Origin of the sequence: Lautropia mirabilis, from assembly GCF_900637555.1 — a bacterium.
GTDB lineage: Bacteria > Pseudomonadota > Gammaproteobacteria > Burkholderiales > Burkholderiaceae_E > Lautropia > Lautropia mirabilis.
The window spans coordinates 2,827,664-2,848,239 of record NZ_LR134378.1 but is presented as its reverse complement, the minus strand read 5'-3'; the positions used below and the strand labels follow the sequence as shown (position 1 = coordinate 2,848,239).

Genomic DNA, 20,576 nt, shown 5'->3' with positions numbered 1-20,576 from the left:
AGGGGCGTGGCCTTCCGCCTTCAGGGCGATGACGGCGATCAGGCCATCGTCATCAGGCTGGCGTTGCCGCCGGCTGCGGCGGTGTTGATGCTGATGGACCGTTCGGCCAGCAGGATCTCGTTGCCGTAGTGCTGGCCGCTCTTGAGCTGCGCGGGCGTCAGGCCTTGCAGGTTGACGATCGGGCCGCTGCGCTTGACCAAGCGCTGGTTCAGGGCCTTGAGCTGCTCGGCCTCACCCTCGAAGAGCGCGCCCTCGAAGGCAGCGCTGTCGATCTCGGCATCGGTGATCTGCTTGACCTTGGCGCGCACCGAGGCGGGCAGGCCGTTCAGCACGTCGGCCGCGGCGCCCGAGGCCACGAACAGCGCCTGGTTGCCGGTGGCCAGGCAGGTGGCCAGCTGGGCCACGGCACCGGCCGGGCTGCTGGCCACGCACAGCACGCGACCACGACCTTCCTGGCGATAGGTGTTGCTCTCGCCGGTGGGGCCGGGCATGGTCTGCTCTTCGGTGCCGATCTGGGCGTCTTCCAGGGCCTTGAGGTACTGGCGGGCCAGGGCGGTGTCGGCCTCGACCAGACCGGCCTTGGGCAGCCACTCGGTCAGTGCTGCCAGGGCGGCGGCGCTGTCGGCCGTGCGCGGAATCACGGTCGGCGGGCGCTTCGACAGCAGGCGCTTCAGGTACAGCGGACCGCCGGCCTTGGGACCGGTGCCCGACAGGCCTTCGCCGCCGAAGGGCTGCACGCCCACCACGGCACCGACGGTGTTGCGGTTGACGTACAGGTTGCCGGCGTGGATCTGCGGCAGCACGCGGTCGATGGTCTCGTCGATGCGGGTGTGCACACCGAAGGTGAGGCCGTAGCCGGTGCCGTTGATGTCGCGGATCAGCGATTCGAGGTCGTCACGCTTGTAGCGCAGCACGTGCAGCACGGGACCGAAGACCTCGCGGCCCAGGTCCTTGATGCTCCTGATCTCGATGAGCGTGGGCGGCACGTAGGTGCCGGCGGCCATGGCCTGATGGTCGGCGCGTGCGCTGGCGGGCTGGCTGACGCGGTGGCCCTTGGCGCGCATCGTGTCGATGTGCTTGACGATGTTGTCGCGTGCCTCGGTGTCGATCACGGGGCCCACATCGGTGGCCAGCACGCCGGGGTTGCCCTGACGCAGCTCGCGGGTGGCGCCTTCCAGCATGGTCAGCACGCGGTCGGCGCTGTCTTCCTGCACGCACAGCACGCGCAGGGCCGAGCAGCGCTGGCCGGCCGAATCGAAGGCCGAGACCAGCACGTCCTGCACCACCTGCTCGGTCAGTGCGGAAGAGTCGACGATCATCGCGTTCTGGCCGCCGGTCTCGGCGATCAGCGGGATGGTGTGACCTTCGCTGTCCAGGCGCTGGGCCAGGGTGGCGGCAATGAGGCGAGCCACTTCGGTGGAGCCGGTGAACATGACGGCGGCAATGCGCGCGTCGGCCACCAGCGGGGCGCCCACCTTCACGCCGTCGCCCGGCAGCAGCTGCAGCACGTCGGCCGGGACGCCGGCCTCGTGCAGGATGCGCACGGCTTCGGCGGCAATCAGCGGCGTCTGCTCGGCCGGCTTGGCGATGACCGGGTTGCCGGCAGCCAGTGCGGCCGAAACCTGACCGGTGAAGATGGCCAGCGGGAAGTTCCAGGGGCTGATGCACAGCACCGGACCCAGCGGCCGGTGGGTGTCGTTCTGGAACTCGGCCGTCACCTGGTTGGCGTAGTAGCGCAGGAAGTCCACGGCCTCACGGATCTCGGCGATGGCGTTGGGCAGCGACTTGCCGGCCTCGCGGATCACCAGACCCATCAGGATCGCCATGCGGTCTTCCATCAGCTGGGCGGCGCGCTGCAGGCAGGCGGCGCGGTCAGCCGGGGACACGTCCTTCCAGGTCTTCGCGGCGGCTTCGGCCGTCTTCAGCGCAGCCTCGATGTCGGCCGGCGTGGCTTCCACCACGTGGCCCACCACGTCCTGGTGATCGGCCGGGTTCAGCACGGGCTTGGCATCCTCGGGCAGCTTGGCGCCCTTGCCGGTGGCGGGTGCCGGGCGGTTGCCGGGCTGGGCCAGCCAGGCCTGCTTCGTGCTGGCCAGCAGGCCTGCCGACAGGGTGGCCAGCTGCTGCTCGTTGGCCAGGTCGATGCCCGAGGAGTTGGTGCGCTTGCCGAAGACTTCGGTGGCGTACAGGTCGACCGGCAGCGGGATGCGGTCGTGCGGGGCGCCCACCGGCGAGATGGAGGCCGCTTCCTCGATCGGGTTGGTGATCAGCTGGTCGATCGGCAGCGACGGATCGCTGACGCGGTTGACGAAGGAGGTGTTGGCGCCGTTTTCCAGCAGGCGCCGCACCAGGTAGGCCAGGAGCGTCTCGTAGGTGCCCACCGGGGCGTAGACGCGGCACGGCCGGCCCAGACCGCCTTCGGAAACGGGCTTGGTGACCTGCTCGTAGAGCGGCTCGCCCATGCCGTGCAGGCACTGGAATTCGTACTGGCCCGGGTAGTAGTTCTGGCCGGCCAGCTCGTAGATGGTGGCCAGCGTCTGGGCGTTGTGGGTGGCGAACATCGGATAGATGGCGTCGGGCACTTCCAGCAGCTTGCGGGCGCAGACCTGATAGGACAGGTCGGTGTGCACCTTGCGGGTGTAGACCGGGTAGCCGTCCATGCCGTCGAGCTGGGCACGCTTGATCTCGCTGTCCCAGTAGGCGCCCTTGACCAGGCGGACCATGATCCGGTGGTGGCTGCGGCGGGCCAGGTCGATGATGTAGTCGAGCACGAACGGGCAGCGCTTCTGGTAGGCCTGCACCACGAAGCCGATGCCGTTCCAGCCGGCCAGCGCCGGGTCAAAGCACAGCGACTCCAGCAGGTCCAGCGAGATCTCCAGCCGGTCGGTCTCTTCGGCGTCGATGTTGAGCGGGATGTCGTACTGGCGGCAGAGCAGGGCCAGCTGGCGCACGCGCGGCAGCAGCTCGGCCTGAACGCGATCGACCTGGGCACGGCTGTAGCGCGGGTGCAGGGCCGAGAGCTTGATGGAGATGCCGGGGCCCTCGTAGATGCCGCGGCCGCCCGAGGCCTTGCCGATGGCGTGGATGGCCATCTCGTAGGAGGCCATGTAGGCCTGGGCGTCGGCTTCGGTGGTGGCCGCCTCGCCCAGCATGTCGTAGGAGTAGCGGAACCCCTTGGCTTCGTACTTGCGGGCGTTGGCCAGGGCTTCCTCGATGGTCTCGCCGGTGACGAACTGCTCGCCCATCATCCGCATGCCCAGGTCCACGCTCTTGCGCACCAGCGGCTCTCCGCCCTGCTTGAGGACGCGGGTGAGCGCCGAGGCCAGCTTGTTCTCGCTGTTGGTGCCCACCAGCCGGCCGGTGATGACCAGGCCCCAGGTGGCGGCATTGACGAAGATGGACGGGGACTGGCCCACGTGGGCCTTCCAGTCGCCGTGGCCGATCTTGTCACGGATGAGCGCATCGCGCGTCTGGCTGTCGGGAATGCGCAGCAGCGCCTCGGCCAGGCACATCAGCGCCACGCCTTCCTGGCTGGAGAGCGCGAACTCCTGGATCAGCGCCTCGACGCCGCCGGCGCGCGGCCGGGCACGCAGGCCCTCGCTCAGACGACGGGCCAGCTTGTGGACGCGCGCCTGGAAGCCAGGGTCGGTCAGCGGGGAGTCCTTGGCCTGTGCCAGCAGCCAGGTGACACATTCGGGCTCGGGGCGGCGCCAGGCGGCCGTGATGGCGGCACGGCGCGGAGTCTGCGGAGACACCTGCTGGGCAAAGGCCACGAAGGGGGCCGAGGGCTCGCCCTTGACGCCCTCGGGCAGCTCCGGCGCATCGGCGCGGGGCGAGGGCAGCTGGTCGGGCGGCTCCTGTCCACGTTCGATGGCTTCCAGATAGCTGACCAGCGCCTGTCGGGTCAGCCATTGAAGACTGCGGTTGTTGCGGTCGGCAATGTTCTTCAGGCGATTGTGCAGTGCTTCATCGACCTTGATGTCGAGGGGGGGCGTGCTCACGTTTCTTGTCTCCGATGTGCCGGCATCCAGGTTGGGCGCCCACCGGCGGGTGTCGGCAGGCTTGCCGACACCCGGGGGGCTGCCCGGTCCCCTCCGGACCCGGTACAGCCAGTGCTTGGGGTCCGGACTGCGAACCCCGCCAGTAAAAATGGCAGCGTATCATTTTTTTTTAGAAATATCCTGGTGTCTCATATTCCGTAGAATCGGGGTCCCTCCGCGCGCCATGGTCAGCCATTCGTCGCGCCCGTTTTACGACCGCCCGATCCTTATTCAAGACCCTCTCGAGCATGAAGATCACCACGATCGTGTCGCTGGCCGTCGGGCTGGCAGGCTGGCAGGCCACCGTGCAGGCACGCGATGTCGTGTCGCAGGCCCGGAAGGGGGCTTCGCCGTCCGTGGCCCAGGCCTCGCCCGACACGAACATGGTGCTGATCCCGGCCAGCCAGGCCCGGGACATCCAGCGCGCCACGCGCGAGGTCTCGGACTGCGTGCGCATCGAGGACGACATGAGCCGGCTGGGGTGCTACGACGAAGTGATGGCCCGGCGACTGCCGCAGCCGGACCGGGAGCTTCCGAAGCTGAAGGCCTGGGGGCTGAGGATGCCGGCTGCCGCCGGGCAGGGCGGCCAGCAGGCAACCGACCGGGCCGCACAGCCCGTCGGCTCGGGACAGGGCGAGCGTCAGTCCGCGACAGCCAGCGGCCAGCCGGCCGGGAAGGGCATGGGCGCATCCGGCGTGCCAGGGGGCGTGCAGCTCATCCGTCTGCCCAACCTGGGGGCCAGCGATGACACCCGTGCCGACGAGAACAACGACAGTCCTCGCGGCAAGCTGCTGCTGGACGGCTCGCATGTCTCGCGGGCCGTGCAGGACGTGCGGCGCTCGCTGGGTACTGACCTGACCGACCATTGGGAACTCGACGACGACGCCAACCGCGGGCGCTTCCTGCTGCGTCCCTACAAGCCGATGTACATCTCGTTCGTGGACTGGACGACCAGCCTGAACGGGGCGCCGGGCACGCCCAACCCGCTCAACACGACCGATGCCGGCAATGCCTCGCTGGCCAACCAGGGGCGCCGCGCCGAGACCACGTTCCAGATCAGCTTCAAGTCGAAGGTGGCCGAGAACCTGTTCGGCGACAACGGTGACCTGTGGGTGGGCTACACGCAGCGCTCGATGTGGCAGATCTATACCCAGAAGCTGTCGCGCCCGTTCCGTGAGACCAACTACGAGCCCGAGGTGATGGCGGTCTTCCGCACCAACTACCGGCTGGGCGGCTGGCATGGCCGACTGGCCTCGGTCTCGCTCAACCACCATTCCAACGGCCGCTCGCTGCCCCTGTCGCGCAGCTGGAACCGCATCATCTTCCAGGCGGGCCTGGAGCGCGAGCGCTGGACCCTGCTGCTGCGGCCGTGGTGGCGCATTCCCGAAAATGCCAAGGACGACGACAACCCCGACATCAGCAATTTCTACGGACGGGGCGAAGCCGTGGCCATCTACCGTCATGGCGGCTACGAATGGGCGCTCACCGTGCGCCATTCGCTGCGGCTCAACCCTTCGCGCGGCTCGGTGGGCCTGGAACATGCCTTCCCGATCAGCAGCTACCTGAAGGCGCACGTCAACCTTTTCCATGGCTATGGCGCCAGCCTGATCGATTACAACCATCGCCAGACGCGGATCGGCATCGGGGTCTCGCTGACGCAGTGGCTCTAAGGGATCCTCTGAACAAGTCCTCGCGGCCGTCGCATTCCCGGAACGGGCGCATGACTACGTTGCCATTTATCGTCAATAGCCTTTCTATTGACGATAGCTATCGCATTGTCCTGCGTCCCGTTCTGTGTGTGACGCGCCTGCGCCTGGAACTTGTTCAGAGGAGATGCATGGGCGCGGGAACGACGTTTCCGACATGACATTTCCCTGCCAATGGCAGGGGCTATTCCGACATCGGCTGCCGACACGGGCCGCAGCAGGTACCATCGGGTCGAGAACCTTTTCCTCATTCCTTCTTTCTGGAGCGTAGCGGATACATGGTGGAATCGACGAAGAAGCAGGGAACGGCACGCCAGCTGGCCCGCTGGGTGGCCGCCGCCGCCGTGGTCGGCTTCCTGGCCGGTGGCATGGCCGGTTGCGGCTACAACGACATCCAGCGTGGCGACGAGGCCACCAAGAGCGCTTGGGCCGAGGTGCTGAGCCAGTACCAGCGTCGGGCCGACCTCATTCCCAACCTGGTCAACACGGTCAAGGGCTACGCCGCCCAGGAAAAAGAGGTGCTGCTGGGCGTGACCGAGGCGCGCTCGCGCGTGGGCCAGGTGCAGCAGCAGGCCAACCCGACCGATCCCGGTTCGCTCAAGCAGTTCGAGAGCGCCCAGGCCCAGATGAGCAGTGCGCTGTCGCGGCTGCTGGTGGTGGCCGAGCGCTATCCGGAGCTGAAGTCCGATCAGAACTTCCGTGAGCTGCAGGCCGAACTGGCTGGCACCGAGAACCGCATCACGGTGGCCCGCAAGCGCTACATCGACTCCATCAACGCCTACAACGTGCTGGTGCGTGAGTTTCCGGTCAACCTGACGGCCAAGGTGCTGGGCTATGCACCCAAGCCGCAGTTCTCGGTCGAGAACGAAGCCGCCATCAGCAAGCCGCCCACCGTCGATTTCGGCGGTGGCCAGTCAGCACCGGCCGCCCAGCCGGCGCCTGCGGCCCAGTAAGACCCGGGCTGTTGCCGGTCGGCGCCCGCCTGGCGGTGCGGCGCTGCCGGTCCCTTCCGCCGGGCGAACGCCTTCAATCCCATGAAGATGCCGAACCGTTCCGAATGCTCCGTCACCGTGCCTGACCGACCGGTGCGTGCTGGCGTGGGCGGGCGCGGCCTGCGCGCCTTCCTGCTGGCCGTGGTGCTGGTGCTCGGGATGCTGTCGATGGTGCTTCCTGCCGGGGCACAGCAGCTGCAGGCCGTGCCGAAGCTGTCCGGCCCGGTGGTCGATACCGTGGGGCTGCTGAGCCCCGACACGCGCGAAGCCCTGACCCAGCAGCTGCTGGCCCTACAGGAACGCAAGGGTAGCCAGCTGGCCGTGCTGGTGGTGGCGACCACGCAGCCCGAGCCCATCGAGGCCTATTCGATACGGGTGGCCGAGGCCTGGAAGCTGGGGCGCGGCAAGGCGGGACCTTCCGGTCAGGACGTCGATGACGGCGTGCTGCTTCTGGTGGCGCGCGATGACCGCCGCGCCCGCATCGAGGTCGGTTACGGCCTGGAAGGCGCCATTTCCGATGGCATCGCCAAGCGGATCATCGACCAGCAGCTGCTGCCGCATTTCCGGCAGCAGGACTGGGACGGGGGCGTGCAGGCAGCGGTCGACGCACTGCAGGCGCGCATCGACGGCGAGGCGCTGCCTGAACCTTCCAGGGCGGTCGATCCCTTCGACACCTGGGCCGAGGACGTGCTGCCGCTGATGTTCTTCCTGGGCATCGGCGGGGTCATCGCCTCAGGCATCATCGGGCGGTGGCTGGCCTCCATCGGTGCTGGCGGCGTCATGGGCTTCTCGGCCTTCGGCATCCTGGGTTCACCGATCGTGGCGGCCATCTGCGGCGCCGTGGTGCTGGGCTTCGTGCTGCTGGTCACGCTGGGCACGTCGCCCGGCCTGCAGCAGGTGGGTCGTCACACGTATCGCAACAACCGTCGCGGTGGCGGCTGGGGTGGCGGCCTGGGCGGTGGCGGTGGTTTCGGCGGCGGATTCGGTGGGGGTGGCGGATTCGGCGGAGGCGGCGGCTTCAGTGGCGGCGGCGGTGGTTTCGGTGGAGGAGGGGCATCCGGTGGCTGGTGATTCTGTCGACGGGTACACGCCGGGCAAGCCGGCATCCATGAAGGCCGGGCGGCGCAGTCTGGCCTGCTTCTGGCGTCACAGCGGCCTGGCCCCTGATCCGGTCGGCCGTGCCTTCGACGATGCGGCCTTCGATCGCATCGAGGCCGCCATCGTGGCCGGTGAAAGCCGTCATCGGGGCGAGGTCCGCTTTGCGCTGGAGTCCCGACTGGCCTGGCATGCGCTGCGCCGCGGGCTGACGGCCCGCGAGCGGGCGCTGCAGGTGTTCGGTGAACAGCGCATCTGGGATACCGAAGAGAACACGGGCATCCTCATCTACCTGTTGACGGCCGACCGTGCTGTCGAGATCATCGCGGATCGGCTGGTGCATCAGCGTCTGCCGGCCGGTATCTGGCATGAGACCTGCCAGCAGATTGTCAGCACCATCAGCCACGGCAACCCGGTCGATGGCGTGGTGTCCGCCATTGAACGACTGGGCCAGGCACTGGCCGAGGCGCTGCCGGCCGTGCCGGGCCGCGCCAATCCCAACGAACTGGACGACCGTCCGATCCGCCTCTGAGGCGGTGGTGGCGTCCTCTCCCGGAGCGTCATGATTTCCGATCGTCGCCGACAGCTTTCTTCATTCCTGCTGGGGAGTGCGCTGGCCCTGCCGCTGGGCCGGATGGTCCGGGCTGCCGAGGCAGCTTCGGGGACGGCCGGTGCCGCAACATCCGGTGCGAAGCCGGCGACCGACAACGGTGCGCCCGTGCTCACCCGGCTGTCGGTGCCCGGTCTGCCAGCTGCGGCCTTCACGCTGGATTTCGATGTCTACTACGGTGACTACTCCGGCAGCGGGGTGGAGGTGGCCAGCGCCACCTATCGCTTCCAGAAGCAGGGCAATCGCTATCGGCTCGATACCGAAGCCCGCGCCAGCGGGGTGCTGGCCGTGTTCTATTCCGGCACGCTCGTGCAGGTCAGTGAAGGGGTGATGAGCGCGCAAGGTTTCGTGCCCGCGCGCTATTCCGAGAAACGGGGCCGTCGGCCCGAGCGTCGCTACCGCTTCGACAGCCCGTCACGGCATGTCCGCCAGGAAGGCGACCCGGCCATTGATTTCGCCTATCCGGATGGCACGCAGGACCGCCTCACCATCTTCTTCCAGCTGGGCCTGCTGGCCCGAGCCGATGCCCAGCGCTTCAAGCCCGGTCAGAAGTTCGTGCTGCCGCTGGCCGGCTCACGCCGCATCGATGAACCCTTCTTCCGGGTGGTGAGCCAGGAACGGATGCGCACCAACGCCGGCGAATTCGACGCGCTGCACATCTCCGTCGAGAAGCCCGGCGACCAGGACGCGCCGCGCTTCGACATCTGGCTGGCCCCGGAGCTGAAGATGCTGCCGGTGCGCATCCGCGTGTTCGACCATGGTGGCGGCGGCAAGATCGTCGATCAGGTGCTCAGGCGCCGCCCGCAGGAGATCCGCTGAATCAGGGATCCCCAAGGGGCTGAGCGTTCTCGGCCGAGCGTCGTCAGGCGCCCGTATTGGTGATCGGCACCAGCAGCCAGATGGAGCCCACCAGCAGGGCAAAGCCGATCAGTTCAAGGCGGGCACGGATTCGGGGGGAGAGCTGCATCATGCTTCTGTTTCCTCCGGGATGGGTGTCGCGTCTTCCTGGACGCTCTGGGCCAGACCGCGCGCAAAGGCGCTGGCGCTGGGCTTGTCCACGTACACGCAGCGCTTGCCGGTGCGCTTGCAGTGATCCTTCACCAGCCAGTAGGCACTGTGGCTGATGCAGCCCGCCTGGCAGATCACCAGGTCGGCGGCGGCCAGGCTGGCATCCAGCCGGTGCACGCTGTCTTCACGGCCACCGTCGTGGTGGATGAAGCGACCGCCTTTCTTCTCGACGATGCGGCGGTAGATGGAGATCGCCGCATGGCGCCCGCCCACGCACAGCACCGCGCGTGAATCCAGCTGCTCGGCCGTCACCTCGCCCCGGGCCACAGCGGCCTGACGCGGGCAGCCGGTGGAAGCCGGTGCTGCCGGGGCGCCGTCTGCGGACCCGGATTCGGTCGCCTCGTCCAGTACCGGGGCTGGCTGTTCGGGGGCGGCCAGGTTGCGGCGCATGTCGACGATGCGCTGCATCAGTTCCTGGTTGCGCTCGCTCAGCCAGCGCACCTGTTCGGACAGTTCGATGCGGCTGTCCAGGTCCTCGGCGTTGCGGCGCAGGGTTTCCAGCTCTTCCTGCAGCTGGCGGATGGTGTTTTCCTTGCCGGCGTTGTCGGCGCGCAGCCGCTGCAGCTCGCCATTGAGCGCCTCGGTCTCGGCCGCTTTCTCCACCTGCAGCTGCTGATAGCGCTGGCGGGCCTTCTCGATGTCCTGCTGGCAGCGTGCGTGTTCCTCGGCCAGCGACTGGTAGCGCTCGTCCTTGTCGCGCGAGGCGGCGCTGGCGTGGTGCTGCAGCATGTGCACCTCGCGGTAGATCCGCTCCAGCGTGGCGGCATCGCAGCGCGGGTGCGTCATGCAGGCCCAGAGGCCGGCCGTGGCTTCGTTTCTGGCCACAAACTGCTTCCACTGCGCATGCAGCGCCTCGGCCGTCTTGACCGAGGCCAGCTTGCGGATGGTCATGGCATAGCGCTGGTCCAGCTCCTTCTGCAGCAGCTCCGACAGCTCGCCGCGTCGGCGGCACTCGTTGACCGCGTTGACGTGCAGCTCGTAATCGTCCTCGGGCAGAGGGGCGTCCATCGTGCGGGCAGCCAGCTTGCGCAGCGTGTTCATTGACAGGCACAAGCCGACGATCGGACAGTGACAGTGTGCGGCCAGATCCCACAGCTTGCGACGACGTGATCCGTTGTCGGCCGGCAGCTTGGCGGGCTGGCGCATTGTCGGCTCGAAGTTGCTGATGTCCAGCGCGCCTTCGGTCGGATTCTTCAGGATGGCCAGGGTCGGCCGATCGCCCAGATAAAGTTCACGGTCCTGCATGGTGTGGTTCTTCTGGAAGGAAACGGGGGACCAGGGGGGCCGGTGACGGGGAAGGGCGCGGTGAGCGGAAGTGCCCGATGAGACGTCCCCTGAGACGGGGATGGGCCCGTCCTGCATGGCCGGCCCCATGCTTCGTGGTCAAGTCGTCATAGTCTACTGCTACTCATTATCATTAGCAAACTTAATCCCTTCACGGCGCCCAGGGACGCCAGGACGGTGAAAGGTGTGTGGGAGGGCTGGCGGGAAGGGGTACGGGATGGCTCGGCTGTTGGCGTGGGCGGCGTGCCGGCAGCTGGGAGAGGGCGTGCGAAAGCTGCCCACGGGCGAGGCGAGTGCGGGGAGGTGGATGGGCGAAGGGGCCAAAAGGAAAGAGCCGCCTCGCACGTGGCGATGGCGGCCCTTGTTGTGACGTTCACGGTCAGGGGATGCCCCCGTCGTTTCAGCCCTTTTTCTTGCCGAACGAGTCCTTCAGCGTCGTCACCCGGTTGAACACGGGCTTGTCGGCCGTGTGGTCGAAGCGGTCGGCCACGTAGTAGCCCTGGCGCTCGAACTGGAACTGCTGCTCAGGCTTCGCTTCGCGGATCAGCGGTTCGGCATAGCCGGTGCGCACCGTCTTGGACTCGGGGTTGATGTTCTCCAGCGGATCACGTCCACCCGCATCCGGCTGGGCGTCCAGGAAGAGCGGCGCGAAGATGCGCAGCTCGACCGGCACGGCATCGCTGGCCGACACCCAGTGGATGTTGCCCTTGACCTTCACGCTGTCGGCGCCAGGCGTGCCCGAGCGGGTATCGGGCAGATACTCGCAGCGCACCTGCAGGATCTCGCCGTTGGCGTCGCGGTCCACGCCGGTGCAGCGCACCACGAAGCCATGGCGCAGACGCACCATCTGGCCCGGGGTCATCCGGAAGAAGCCCTTGGGCGGGTTCTCGGCGAAGTCCTCGCGCTCGATCCACAGCTCGCGGCTCAGCTCGAAGCGGCGCACGCCCCGTTCGGGGTGATGCGGATGGCGGGGTGCCTCGCAGATGATCCGCTCGGCCGGGTCCATGTTCTCGATCACCAGGCGGATGGGATCCGTGATGACGTGCAGGCGGTCGACCTCGGGGTCGAGCACCTCGCGCACCGTCTGCTCCAGCACCGCCATCTCGATCAGCTGGCTGGCCTTGGAGATGCCGGCGCGTTCGCAGAACAGCCGGATGGCAGCCGGCGGAAAACCGCGTCGGCGCAGACCAGCGATCGTCGTCATCCGCGGATCGTCCCAGCCCGACACGATGCCCTCGTCCACCAGCGCCTTCAGCTTGCGCTTGCTGGTGATGGTGTAGGTCAGGTTCATCCGGGCGAACTCGATCTGCCGCGGCAGCGGCTCGTCCAGCATCCCCGTCTCCGCCACGCGGGCCAGCAGCCAGTCGTACAGCGGCCGGTGGTCCTCGAACTCCAGCGTGCACAGCGAATGCGTGATCCGCTCCAGCGCATCTTCCAGCGGATGTGCGTAGTCGTACATCGGGTAGATGGGCCAGGCGTCGCCGGTGCGGTGGTGGTGCGCCTTGCGGACCCGATACAGGATCGGGTCGCGCATGTTGATGTTGGGCGAGGCCATGTCGATCCGCGCCCGCAGCACCATCGAGCCATCGGGGTGCTGTCCCGCACGCATTTCCCGGAACAGGCGCAGGTTCTCTTCCACGGAGCGGTCACGGAACGGCGAGTTGCGGCCCGGCTCGGTCAGCGTGCCCCGGTTCTCGCGGATCTCGTCACCGGTCTGGCTGTCCACGTAGGCGTGGCCGGCCTCGATCAGCTTCAGCGCGATCTGGTAGAAGGTCTCGAAGTAGTCGCTGGCGTAGTAGAGGTTGCTCTCGCCATCGGGAAAGGTCCAGTCGAAGCCCAGCCAGCGCACCGAATCGATGATCGCGTCGACGTACTCCTGGTTTTCCTTCTCGGGATTGGTGTCGTCGAAGCGCAGGTGGCAGCGTCCGCCGTAGTCGGCCGCCAGCTCGAAGTTCAGGCAGATCGACTTGGCGTGCCCGATGTGCAGGAAGCCGTTGGGCTCGGGCGGAAAGCGCGTGCGGATGCGCGCCGGATCCGCCTGGCCTGCACGCTGGACGTCAGCCGTGCCGGGCTTGCCCGCCCAGGTGCGGCCCGCCAGCTTCTGGCTGGCCAGGTCGGCATCGATGGCCTGGCGGATGAAGTTGCTGACCGTGGCGGTGTTGGCCTCGGCCGGGCGGCCGCTGGCTGCGCCGGTGTCGGCAGGGCGGCCGGCGGCCGCCCCGGAAGCATCGGATGTCTTCATTGAGTGCGTGCGCCGATCTTTCTCAGACACCCAGCAGTTCGACATCGAACAGCAGCGTGGCGTTGGGCGGAATCACGCCGCCCGCGCCGCGGGCACCGTAGCCCATGGCCGCCGGGATCAGCAGCCGGCGCTTGCCGCCGACCTTCATGCCAGCCACGCCCTCGTCCCAGCCACGGATCACTTCGCCTGCGCCCAGCGCAAAGACGAACGGCTGGTTGCGGTCACGGCTGGAGTCGAACTTGCGGCCGGCGCGACCGCCTTCGGCGGAGGCGGAATCTGCTTCCCACAGCCAGCCGGTGTAGTGCACCTTCACGCGCTTGCCGGGGACGGCCTCGTCGCCCGTGCCGACTTCGATGTCCTGGATGCCCAGGCCGTTTGCCTTGATGTCGAAACTCATTGTTCTGGCCCCTGTTCTGACTGATAAAGGGAGGGCCAGCACGGCCTTCCCGAAGGCCCAGAAGATAGCACGCCGGGCGCCGCCCCGGAGGTGTTCCGTGGGCGGCGCCCGGCGTGGTGTGCGTGCTGCTCGACTCTGGCAGGCGCGGAGACTCAGCGCGGATCGACCGTGGCCCAGCCGTGTTCAGTCCGCGGGCTCACGTAGGTGTCGTAATAATCACCCAGTGCGCTCAGTTCGGTCAGTGCGTCGAAGCTGAAGCCCTGACGGTTGCCGCGGGTGTCGATCAGCAGCTCTGAGAGCTGGCGGCGGAAGGTGGCGGGGCTGTCCCAGCTGGCCAGCAGCCGGTCCAGCATCCAGGGGTGTTCCTTGGCGCAGTGCAGCGGACGGGTCTCGGCGGGCATGCGCAGCAGAATGCGCTGGGCCTGCAGGCTGAGCTGGGCCAGCACGTCGGCCGGTACGTTCAGGGGGGCAGGGGTCAGCGGCTTGGCCTCGGGCACCACGGCCTGGAAGGCGACGGCGCGAGGGACGATGCGGGGAGCCGATTTGCTCGATTGACGAAACCAGTTGAACATAGCCGTTTGACCAGGTTGATGCCAGTCGTCGGGCGCCATCGGGCGCTTGTTCCGGGACCGGCTGTTGCGGGAGCCGCTCTTCATGCCGAATCGACCGTCAGTCTAGAAAAAGTCCAAGTGCTTCGGGAGGAATTTATTCATGTTTCAGGCGTATGACGTGGCACCGGGTGGGCAGGTGCGGGGCGACATCCGGGTGCCGGGTGACAAGTCCATCTCGCACCGCGCCATCATGCTGGGCGCGCTGGCCGAAGGCGTGACGGAAGTCCATGGCTTCCTGGAAGGGGCCGATGCCCTGGCCACGGCCCAGATCTTCCGGGCGATGGGCGTGCGCATCGACGGACCGGAGCAGGGGCAGGTGAAGGTGCATGGCGTGGGGCTGCATGGCCTGCAGGCGCCGGCCGGCGACCTGGACTGTGGCAACTCGGGCACCTCGATGCGGCTCTTGTGCGGCATTCTGGCCGGTCAGCGCTTCGCCACCCGGATGGTGGGCGATGCCAGCCTGTCGCGCCGCCCCATGCGGCGGGTGATCGATCCGCTCTCGCGGATGGGCGCACGCATCGACAGCCAGGACGGCAAGCCGCCGCTGCAGGTGCAGCCGGTGGACGGGCTCACGGCCGTGGATCTGAAGCTGGCGGTGGCCAGCGCCCAGGTGAAGTCGGCGCTGCTGCTGGCCGGGCTGTATGCCGACGGCGAGACGCGCGTCACGGAACCGGCGCCCACGCGTGACCATACCGAACGGATGCTGACGGCCTTCGGCGTCAAGGTGGGGCGTGAGGGCGCCACGGCGTCGGTGCAGGGCGGGCAGGTGCTGCGCGCGGCGCGGGTGGACGTGCCGGCCGACATTTCGTCGGCGGCCTTCTTCCTGGTGGCGGCGGCCATCTGCCCCGGATCGGATCTCGTCCTGCGTCATGTGGGCATGAACCCCACGCGCACCGGCGTGCTGCACGTGCTGCGGGCCATGGGCGCCGACATCACCGAATCCAACCCGCAGCTGGTGGGGGGCGAGCCGGTGGCCGACCTGCACGTGCGCGGCGGGCGTCTCAAGGGCATCACCATCGATCCGGCCTGGGTGCCGCTGGCCATCGACGAGTTCCCGGCGCTCTTCATCGCCGCGGCCTGCGCCGAGGGCGTGACCGAGCTGCGCGGGGCCGAAGAGCTGCGCGTGAAGGAGTCCGACCGCATCCAGGTGATGGCCGACGGTCTGGCCGCCGTGGGCCTGCCCGTCACGGTGCTGCCCGACGGCATGCGCATCGAGGGCAGGGGCGGCGAGGCGCATCCCTTTGCCGGTGGCACGGTCGAGGCCCATGGCGACCATCGCATCGCCATGTCCTTCACGGTGGCGGCGCTGCGCAGCCGCGGGCCCATCCACGTCCGCGACACGGCCAACGTCGGCACCTCTTTCCCGGGCTTCGTGGCGCTGGCCCGCTCGGTGGGGCTGGACGTGAGCGTGGCGGAAGGGGACTGAGCGGACGGCCCGGCACCGGGGAGGCCGGGGTGGGCGCCGGGCCCCTGGATCGCATCGCAGGCTCCAGCGTGTCCCGGGCGCCTGCTTGGCCCGAACCGGCCTGGCTCGTGGCGGCTGGGCACGTCACGGCACGGCGCGTGGATGCGCCCGGCAGGTGTATCCGGAGGCGGACGGTGAGACAATGAGATCTTCCCACCAAGAGGATCCACAAGGAGATCGTCATCATGTCTTCGTCGCATGCCCATTCCCATGGCCACAAGGACGCCGCGCACCATGGCATTCCCGTCATCACCATTGACGGCCCCACCGCCTCGGGTAAGGGCACGGTGGCTGCACGGGTGGCCCAGCGGTTGGGCTTTCATTATCTGGACAGCGGCGTGCTGTACCGGCTGGTGGCGATGAAGCTGGTGCAGGAGGGCGAGGATGGCGCCAACGAGGACGCCGCGGTGCGGGCGGCCCAGACGCTGGAGCCCGAGTTCCTGTCCGATGGCCGCATCATGCTGTCGGGCGAGGACGTGTCGGCCGCCATCCGCGCCGACGGCATCGGCCTGCAGGCATCGCGGCTGGCCGTGCATCCGGCCGTGCGCGAGGCCCTCAACGTGCTGCAGCACCGTGCCCGCAAGGAACCGGGCCTGGTGGCCGACGGGCGCGACATGGGCACCGTGGTCTTTCCGGATGCCCCGCTCAAGGTCTTTCTCACGGCCAGCGTGCAGGCACGCGCCGAGCGCCGCCACAAACAGCTGTTGGAGAAGGGATTCTCTGCTACACTTGAAAAGATTTTGCATGATCTGAAGGAGCGTGACCACCGCGACGCAGGCCGCACCGTGGCGCCGCTCAAGCCCGCCGAAGACGCCTTCTGGCTCGATTCGGGCAACCTCACCGTCGACGAGACCGTCGACCGCGTGCTGGCTGCCTGGCAGGAGCGCCAGAAGGCCTAGCCCGGCGGGTCTTCATTTCTGCGTCTTCGTCTTGTCGGCCGTCGTGTCCATGACGGCGGCCGCTGTCCCCGGGCTGGCGTTGCGCTCCGTCGTCCCGGGATTTTCCCCAACACCGCTGGTTTGCCGCTGTCCACATGGATGCAGCGCGGCTGGCGAGAATCTTTTGGATATCAATGAGCACTGAAGTTACCCAGAATCCGGCATCGGAAGACAGCTTTGCCGCCCTCTTCGAGGAATCCCTCAAGCGCCAGGAGATGCGGCAGGGTGAGGTGATCACCGCCGAAGTCATCCGGGTCGACCACAACTACGTGGTCGTCAACGCCGGCCTGAAATCCGAGAGCTACGTGCCGGTCGAGGAGTTCTACAACGACCGCGGCGAGCTGGAAGTTCAGGAAGGTGATTTTGTATCGGTTGCCATCGACTCGCTCGAGGACGGCTTTGGCGAAACCCGCCTGTCGCGTGATCGCGCCAAGCGTCTGGCTGCCTGGGTGCAGCTGGAACTCGCCCTGGAGTCCGGCGATCTGGTCACCGGTACGGTCACCGGCAAGGTCAAGGGCGGCCTGACCGTCATGACCAACGGTATCCGTGCTTTCCTGCCGGGTTCGCTCATCGACACCCGTCCGGTCAAGGACACCACCCCCTACGAGGGCAAGACCCTCGAGTTCAAGGTCATCAAGCTCGACCGTCGTCGCAACAACGTCGTGCTGTCGCGTCGTGCCGTCATCGAGCTGTCGCAGGGCGAGGAACGCGCCAAGCTGCTCGAGACGCTGACCGAAGGCGCCGTGGTCCAGGGCGTGGTCAAGAACATCACCGACTACGGTGCGTTCGTTGACCTGGGCGGCATCGATGGTCTGCTGCACATCACCGACATGGCATGGCGCCGTGTCCGTCACCCGACGGAAGTGCTGCAGGTCGGTCAGGAAATCACCGCCAAGGTGCTCAAGTTCGACCAGGAGAAGAACCGCGTCTCGCTGGGCATCAAGCAGCTGGGTGAAGATCCGTGGGTCGGCATCAGCCGTCGCTACCCGCAGAACACCCGCATGTTCGGCAAGGTCACCAACATCACCGACTACGGCGCGTTCGTCGAGATCGAGCCGGGCATCGAGGGTCTGGTGCACGTCTCCGAAATGGACTGGACCAACAAGAACGTCAACCCCAGCAAGGTGGTCAGCCTGGGCGACGAGGTCGAGGTCATGGTTCTGGAGATCGACGAGGATCGTCGCCGCATCTCGCTGGGCATGAAGCAGACGCACGCCAACCCGTGGCAGGAGTTTTCCGAGAACCACCGCCGCAACGACCGCGTGAAGGGCTCCATCAAGTCCATCACCGACTTCGGCGTGTTCATCGGCCTGCCGGGCGGCATCGACGGTCTGGTGCACCTGTCCGACCTGTCCTGGAACAAGTCCGGCGAAGAAGCCGTCCGCGACTTCAAGAAGGGCGACGAGGTCGAGGCCGTGGTGCTGGGCATCGATGTCGAGCGCGAGCGCATCTCGCTGGGCATCAAGCAGCTGGAAGGCGACCCGTTCACCAACTTCGCCTCCACGCATGACAAGGGCTCGGTCGTCACCGGTACCGTCACCAGCGTGGATGCCCGCGGCGCCACCATCCAGATTGAGCCGGAAGTCGAAGGTTACCTGCGTGCCTCCGAAATCTCGCGCGATCGCGTGGAAGACGCCCGCACCCACCTGAGCGAAGGCGCCACGGTCGAGTCGATGATCATCAACATCGACCGCAAGAACCGTTCGATCGCCCTGTCGATCAAGGCGCGCGAGAACGCCGATACGGCCGACGCCATGCAGCGCATGGCCGAAAGCTCGGCGGTCAGCGGCACCACCAACCTGGGTGCCCTGCTGCGCGCCAAGCTGGACAACCAGGACCGCTCCTGATCGTCCCGCACTGCCGCCCGCATCCGTCGGGCGGCAGGGAAGCCGCCAAGGATCGGCCCGCATGGCCAGCGTCCTCGCGGTTTCCCCCCTCGGCCGGTTCTGCTGGCGGGTGACCCTCCGCCTTCCAGCAGAACCGGCCGATCTGCGCCCAGGCTCCTGAGCGCTCGCCCTGTGCGCCCGTGTGGCGTTGGGGCAGGGGTTTACCCCGTCATCCGGACAGGTGGGCCGTTGTCCACTATCATAGGCAGGTGGCATCCCCGTTCCCGGGCGAAGCTTTCACACCTCCTTCCGTTCCGGTTTCTTCCGGCAGGTTCCTTTCGGACTTTCCCGACGGCAAAAGATGGCAGTGACCGATACCCTCGACGCGGATGACCAGTCAGCTCCCGGCACGATGACCAAGTCGGAGCTGATCGCCAAGCTGGCGGAGCGCTTTCCGCAGCTGGTGGCCAAGGATGCCGAGTACGCCGTGCGCACCATCCTGGATGCCATGGCACGTTCCCTGGCCGACCGGCATCGCATCGAGATCCGCGGCTTCGGCACCTTCGCTCTGTCGCACCGCCATTCCCGGATGGGGCGCAACCCCAAGTCCGGAGAACCCGTGCCGGTGCCCGAGAAACTGGTTCCCCATTTCAAACCCGGCAAGCAGTTGCGGGAAAGCGTCGACCGGGCGCTGCATGCGACCGCTTCCTGACACTTCGGTCCTTTGCCCATGCACCTCATCGCCTGGCTGATCAAAATCGTCATCTTCATCGCCCTGCTGGGGTTTGCGCTGGGCAACACCGAGGTCGTGCACCTTGGCGTGTTCGGCAAGCAGGAAGTCGGCTTCGATGCCCCGCTGGTGATCTTCCTGCTGGGCTTCTTCGCGCTGGGCATGATCGTGGGCCTGCTCACGCTGCTGCCGCGCGTCATGCGCCAGCGTCGCCAGGTCAAGCGCCTGCGCCGTGACGTGGAGCGCCTGCAGGAAAAACTCGGCCACGTCTCTGACGACGCCACGCTCATCGGTTCTTCCAGCCGCCTGCCGGCCCCCTGATCCATGGAGTTCGAATACTGGTGGCTGCTGGCCATTCCGCTGGCGTTCGGTCTGGGCTGGGTGGCCTCGCGCCGTGAAGGGCGCCTGGATGAGCGCCCCGCAACCATGGGCAACGCCTACTTCCGGGGCGTCAACCTGCTGCTGAACGAACAGTCCGACAAGGCCATCGACGCCTTCGTCGACGTGGTGCGCATCGAGCCCGAGGCCAGCGAACTGCACTTCGCCCTGGGTTCGCTGTTCCGCCGCCGTGGCGAGACCGACCGTGCCATCCGCGTGCACCAGAACCTGGTGGATCGTCCCGACCTGGACGACCGCACCCGTGCCCACGCCCTCTATGAGCTGGGCCTCGACTTCCTGAAGGCCGGTCTTGTTGACCGCGCCGAAGACAGCTTCAACCGGCTGCAGGGTACCGAATACGCTGAAGCCGCCTCGCGGCAGCGGCTGGAAATCGCCCAGCGCAGCCACGACTGGGAGCGCGTCGTCGACCTGGCGCGCGCCACGCCGGCCGAGCCCGGCTTCGATCCGAAACTCATCATCGCCCAGGCTTCCTGCGAGCTGGCCATGGCGGCACTGCGTGCCCGCCAGTTCGACAAGGCGCACCAGTTCGTCGAGCAGGCCCAGCAGGCGCTGCCCGATCATCCGCGTCCGCTCGTCGTCGAAGGTGAGATCGCGCTGGCTGAAGGTCAGCCGGCCGCAGCCATCGAAGCGTGGACCAGGCTGGCCGACAAGCACCCCGAGCAGGTCGAGCGCGTGGTCGACCATTGGCTCAAGGCCGCCGATGCCGTGGGCGGCGACGAAGGCGTTCGCCTGGCCATTGCGCGGCTGCAGCAGCTGGATGTTGCCCAGGCACCGGAAATGCTGCGCGCCATGTCCGAGGCCATCAGCCGCCTGGATGGCAAGGCCGCTGCCGCCCAGTGGGTGCGCCAGCTGGTCAACAAGCATCCCACCCTCAGTGGCCTGCAGGTGCTGCTGTCGCTCTCACGTCGCGGCGACAAGAACGGCCCCGCCACGGTGGAAGACCTGGACGAGGACGCGCTGGCGGCCACGCTGCGCAAGCTCACCCAGCGCATGAGCCACTATGGCTGCCGTGTCTGCGGTTTCCGCGGCCAGCAGTACTACTGGCAGTGCCCGGGCTGCGGCCGCTGGGACAGCTACGGTCCGCGGCCAGGCGAGGAAAGCGTCTCCTGACCCTTCCTGCTGTTCCACACCCCTTCGCACCTTTTCGCACCTTTTCGCACCTCCTGTTGGCCG

16 protein-coding genes are annotated in these 20,576 nt (G+C 67.5%); 11 read left to right on the top strand and 5 right to left on the bottom strand.

All coding sequences use genetic code 11. From position 1 onward, the window contains the following. Positions 1 to 38: 38 nt before the first annotated feature. The gene (putA, locus tag EL249_RS11675) at positions 39 to 4,001 is read right to left on the bottom strand and encodes a trifunctional transcriptional regulator/proline dehydrogenase/L-glutamate gamma-semialdehyde dehydrogenase (RefSeq protein WP_005672120.1); all 3,963 of its coding nucleotides are present in this window, start codon (positions 3,999 to 4,001) and stop codon (positions 39 to 41) included. A 287-nt stretch (positions 4,002 to 4,288) separates the two neighbouring features. Here putA and EL249_RS11670 point away from each other — a divergent pair, with 287 nt between their 5' ends. From EL249_RS11670 to EL249_RS11650, 5 genes are all read left to right on the top strand, one after another. Continuing rightward, a complete protein-coding gene (locus EL249_RS11670) occupies positions 4,289 to 5,710 on the top strand; it encodes a phospholipase A (protein ID WP_005672122.1) in 1,422 nt (473 codons plus the stop codon). A gap of 314 nt (positions 5,711 to 6,024) precedes the next feature. Continuing rightward, a complete protein-coding gene (locus tag EL249_RS11665; RefSeq protein WP_005672124.1) occupies positions 6,025 to 6,699 on the top strand; it encodes a LemA family protein in 675 nt (224 codons plus the stop codon). 81 nt (positions 6,700 to 6,780) lie between these two features. Continuing rightward, positions 6,781 to 7,809: a TPM domain-containing protein gene (locus tag EL249_RS11660; protein ID WP_005672126.1), complete on the top strand. Its 1,029-nt coding sequence runs from the start codon at positions 6,781 to 6,783 to the stop codon at positions 7,807 to 7,809. Continuing rightward, complete coding sequence (locus EL249_RS11655) at positions 7,799 to 8,365, top strand: TPM domain-containing protein (protein WP_197721587.1); 567 nt, start codon at positions 7,799 to 7,801, stop codon at positions 8,363 to 8,365. The genes EL249_RS11660 and EL249_RS11655 overlap by 11 nt, the downstream gene beginning before the upstream one ends. Positions 8,366 to 8,395: 30 nt before the next feature. Next, entirely contained in the window at positions 8,396 to 9,262 is an 867-nt protein-coding gene (locus EL249_RS11650; RefSeq protein ID WP_005672129.1) for a DUF3108 domain-containing protein, read from the top strand. Positions 9,263 to 9,409: 147 nt separating this feature from the next. On the opposite strand, the gene EL249_RS11645 is transcribed toward EL249_RS11650, so the two are convergent. The 4 genes from EL249_RS11645 to EL249_RS11630 all read right to left on the bottom strand — a co-directional run bounded on the left by EL249_RS11645 (position 9,410) and on the right by EL249_RS11630 (position 14,006). Further along, positions 9,410 to 10,756: a DUF2325 domain-containing protein gene (locus EL249_RS11645; RefSeq protein WP_050781757.1), complete on the bottom strand. Its 1,347-nt coding sequence runs from the start codon at positions 10,754 to 10,756 to the stop codon at positions 9,410 to 9,412. 439 nt (positions 10,757 to 11,195) lie between these two features. Further along, entirely contained in the window at positions 11,196 to 13,037 is a 1,842-nt protein-coding gene (locus EL249_RS11640) for a glutamine--tRNA ligase/YqeY domain fusion protein (protein ID WP_005672132.1), read from the bottom strand. A 22-nt stretch (positions 13,038 to 13,059) separates the two neighbouring features. Further along, complete coding sequence (locus tag EL249_RS11635) at positions 13,060 to 13,434, bottom strand: FKBP-type peptidyl-prolyl cis-trans isomerase (protein WP_005672133.1); 375 nt, start codon at positions 13,432 to 13,434, stop codon at positions 13,060 to 13,062. 152 nt (positions 13,435 to 13,586) lie between these two features. Further along, positions 13,587 to 14,006, bottom strand: coding sequence for a hypothetical protein (locus tag EL249_RS11630; RefSeq protein ID WP_005672134.1), 420 nt, complete (start codon positions 14,004 to 14,006; stop codon positions 13,587 to 13,589). A gap of 139 nt (positions 14,007 to 14,145) precedes the next feature. On the opposite strand from EL249_RS11630, the gene aroA reads away from it, so the two are divergent. The 6 genes from aroA to EL249_RS11600 all read left to right on the top strand — a co-directional run bounded on the left by aroA (position 14,146) and on the right by EL249_RS11600 (position 20,513). Continuing rightward, positions 14,146 to 15,471, top strand: coding sequence for a 3-phosphoshikimate 1-carboxyvinyltransferase (gene aroA, locus EL249_RS11625; protein WP_005672136.1), 1,326 nt, complete (start codon positions 14,146 to 14,148; stop codon positions 15,469 to 15,471). Positions 15,472 to 15,695: 224 nt separating this feature from the next. Beyond that, positions 15,696 to 16,409, top strand: a complete 714-nt coding sequence (gene cmk / locus EL249_RS11620) for a (d)CMP kinase (protein ID WP_005672138.1) — start codon at positions 15,696 to 15,698, stop codon at positions 16,407 to 16,409. A 173-nt stretch (positions 16,410 to 16,582) separates the two neighbouring features. Then, positions 16,583 to 18,295 carry a 30S ribosomal protein S1 gene (gene rpsA / locus EL249_RS11615; protein ID WP_040529598.1) on the top strand — a complete coding sequence of 571 codons (1,713 nt, stop codon included), beginning with the start codon at positions 16,583 to 16,585 and terminating at the stop codon, positions 18,293 to 18,295. A gap of 391 nt (positions 18,296 to 18,686) precedes the next feature. Then, positions 18,687 to 18,986 carry an integration host factor subunit beta gene (locus tag EL249_RS11610; RefSeq protein WP_040530476.1) on the top strand — a complete coding sequence of 100 codons (300 nt, stop codon included), beginning with the start codon at positions 18,687 to 18,689 and terminating at the stop codon, positions 18,984 to 18,986. An 18-nt stretch (positions 18,987 to 19,004) separates the two neighbouring features. Continuing rightward, on the top strand, positions 19,005 to 19,325 hold the full coding sequence (locus EL249_RS11605; protein WP_005672143.1) for a LapA family protein: 321 nt from the start codon (positions 19,005 to 19,007) through the stop codon (positions 19,323 to 19,325). A 3-nt stretch (positions 19,326 to 19,328) separates the two neighbouring features. Beyond that, positions 19,329 to 20,513 (top strand): lipopolysaccharide assembly protein LapB, encoded by a 1,185-nt coding sequence (locus EL249_RS11600; protein ID WP_005672145.1) that lies wholly within the window; start codon positions 19,329 to 19,331, stop codon positions 20,511 to 20,513. Positions 20,514 to 20,576: the final 63 nt, after the last annotated feature.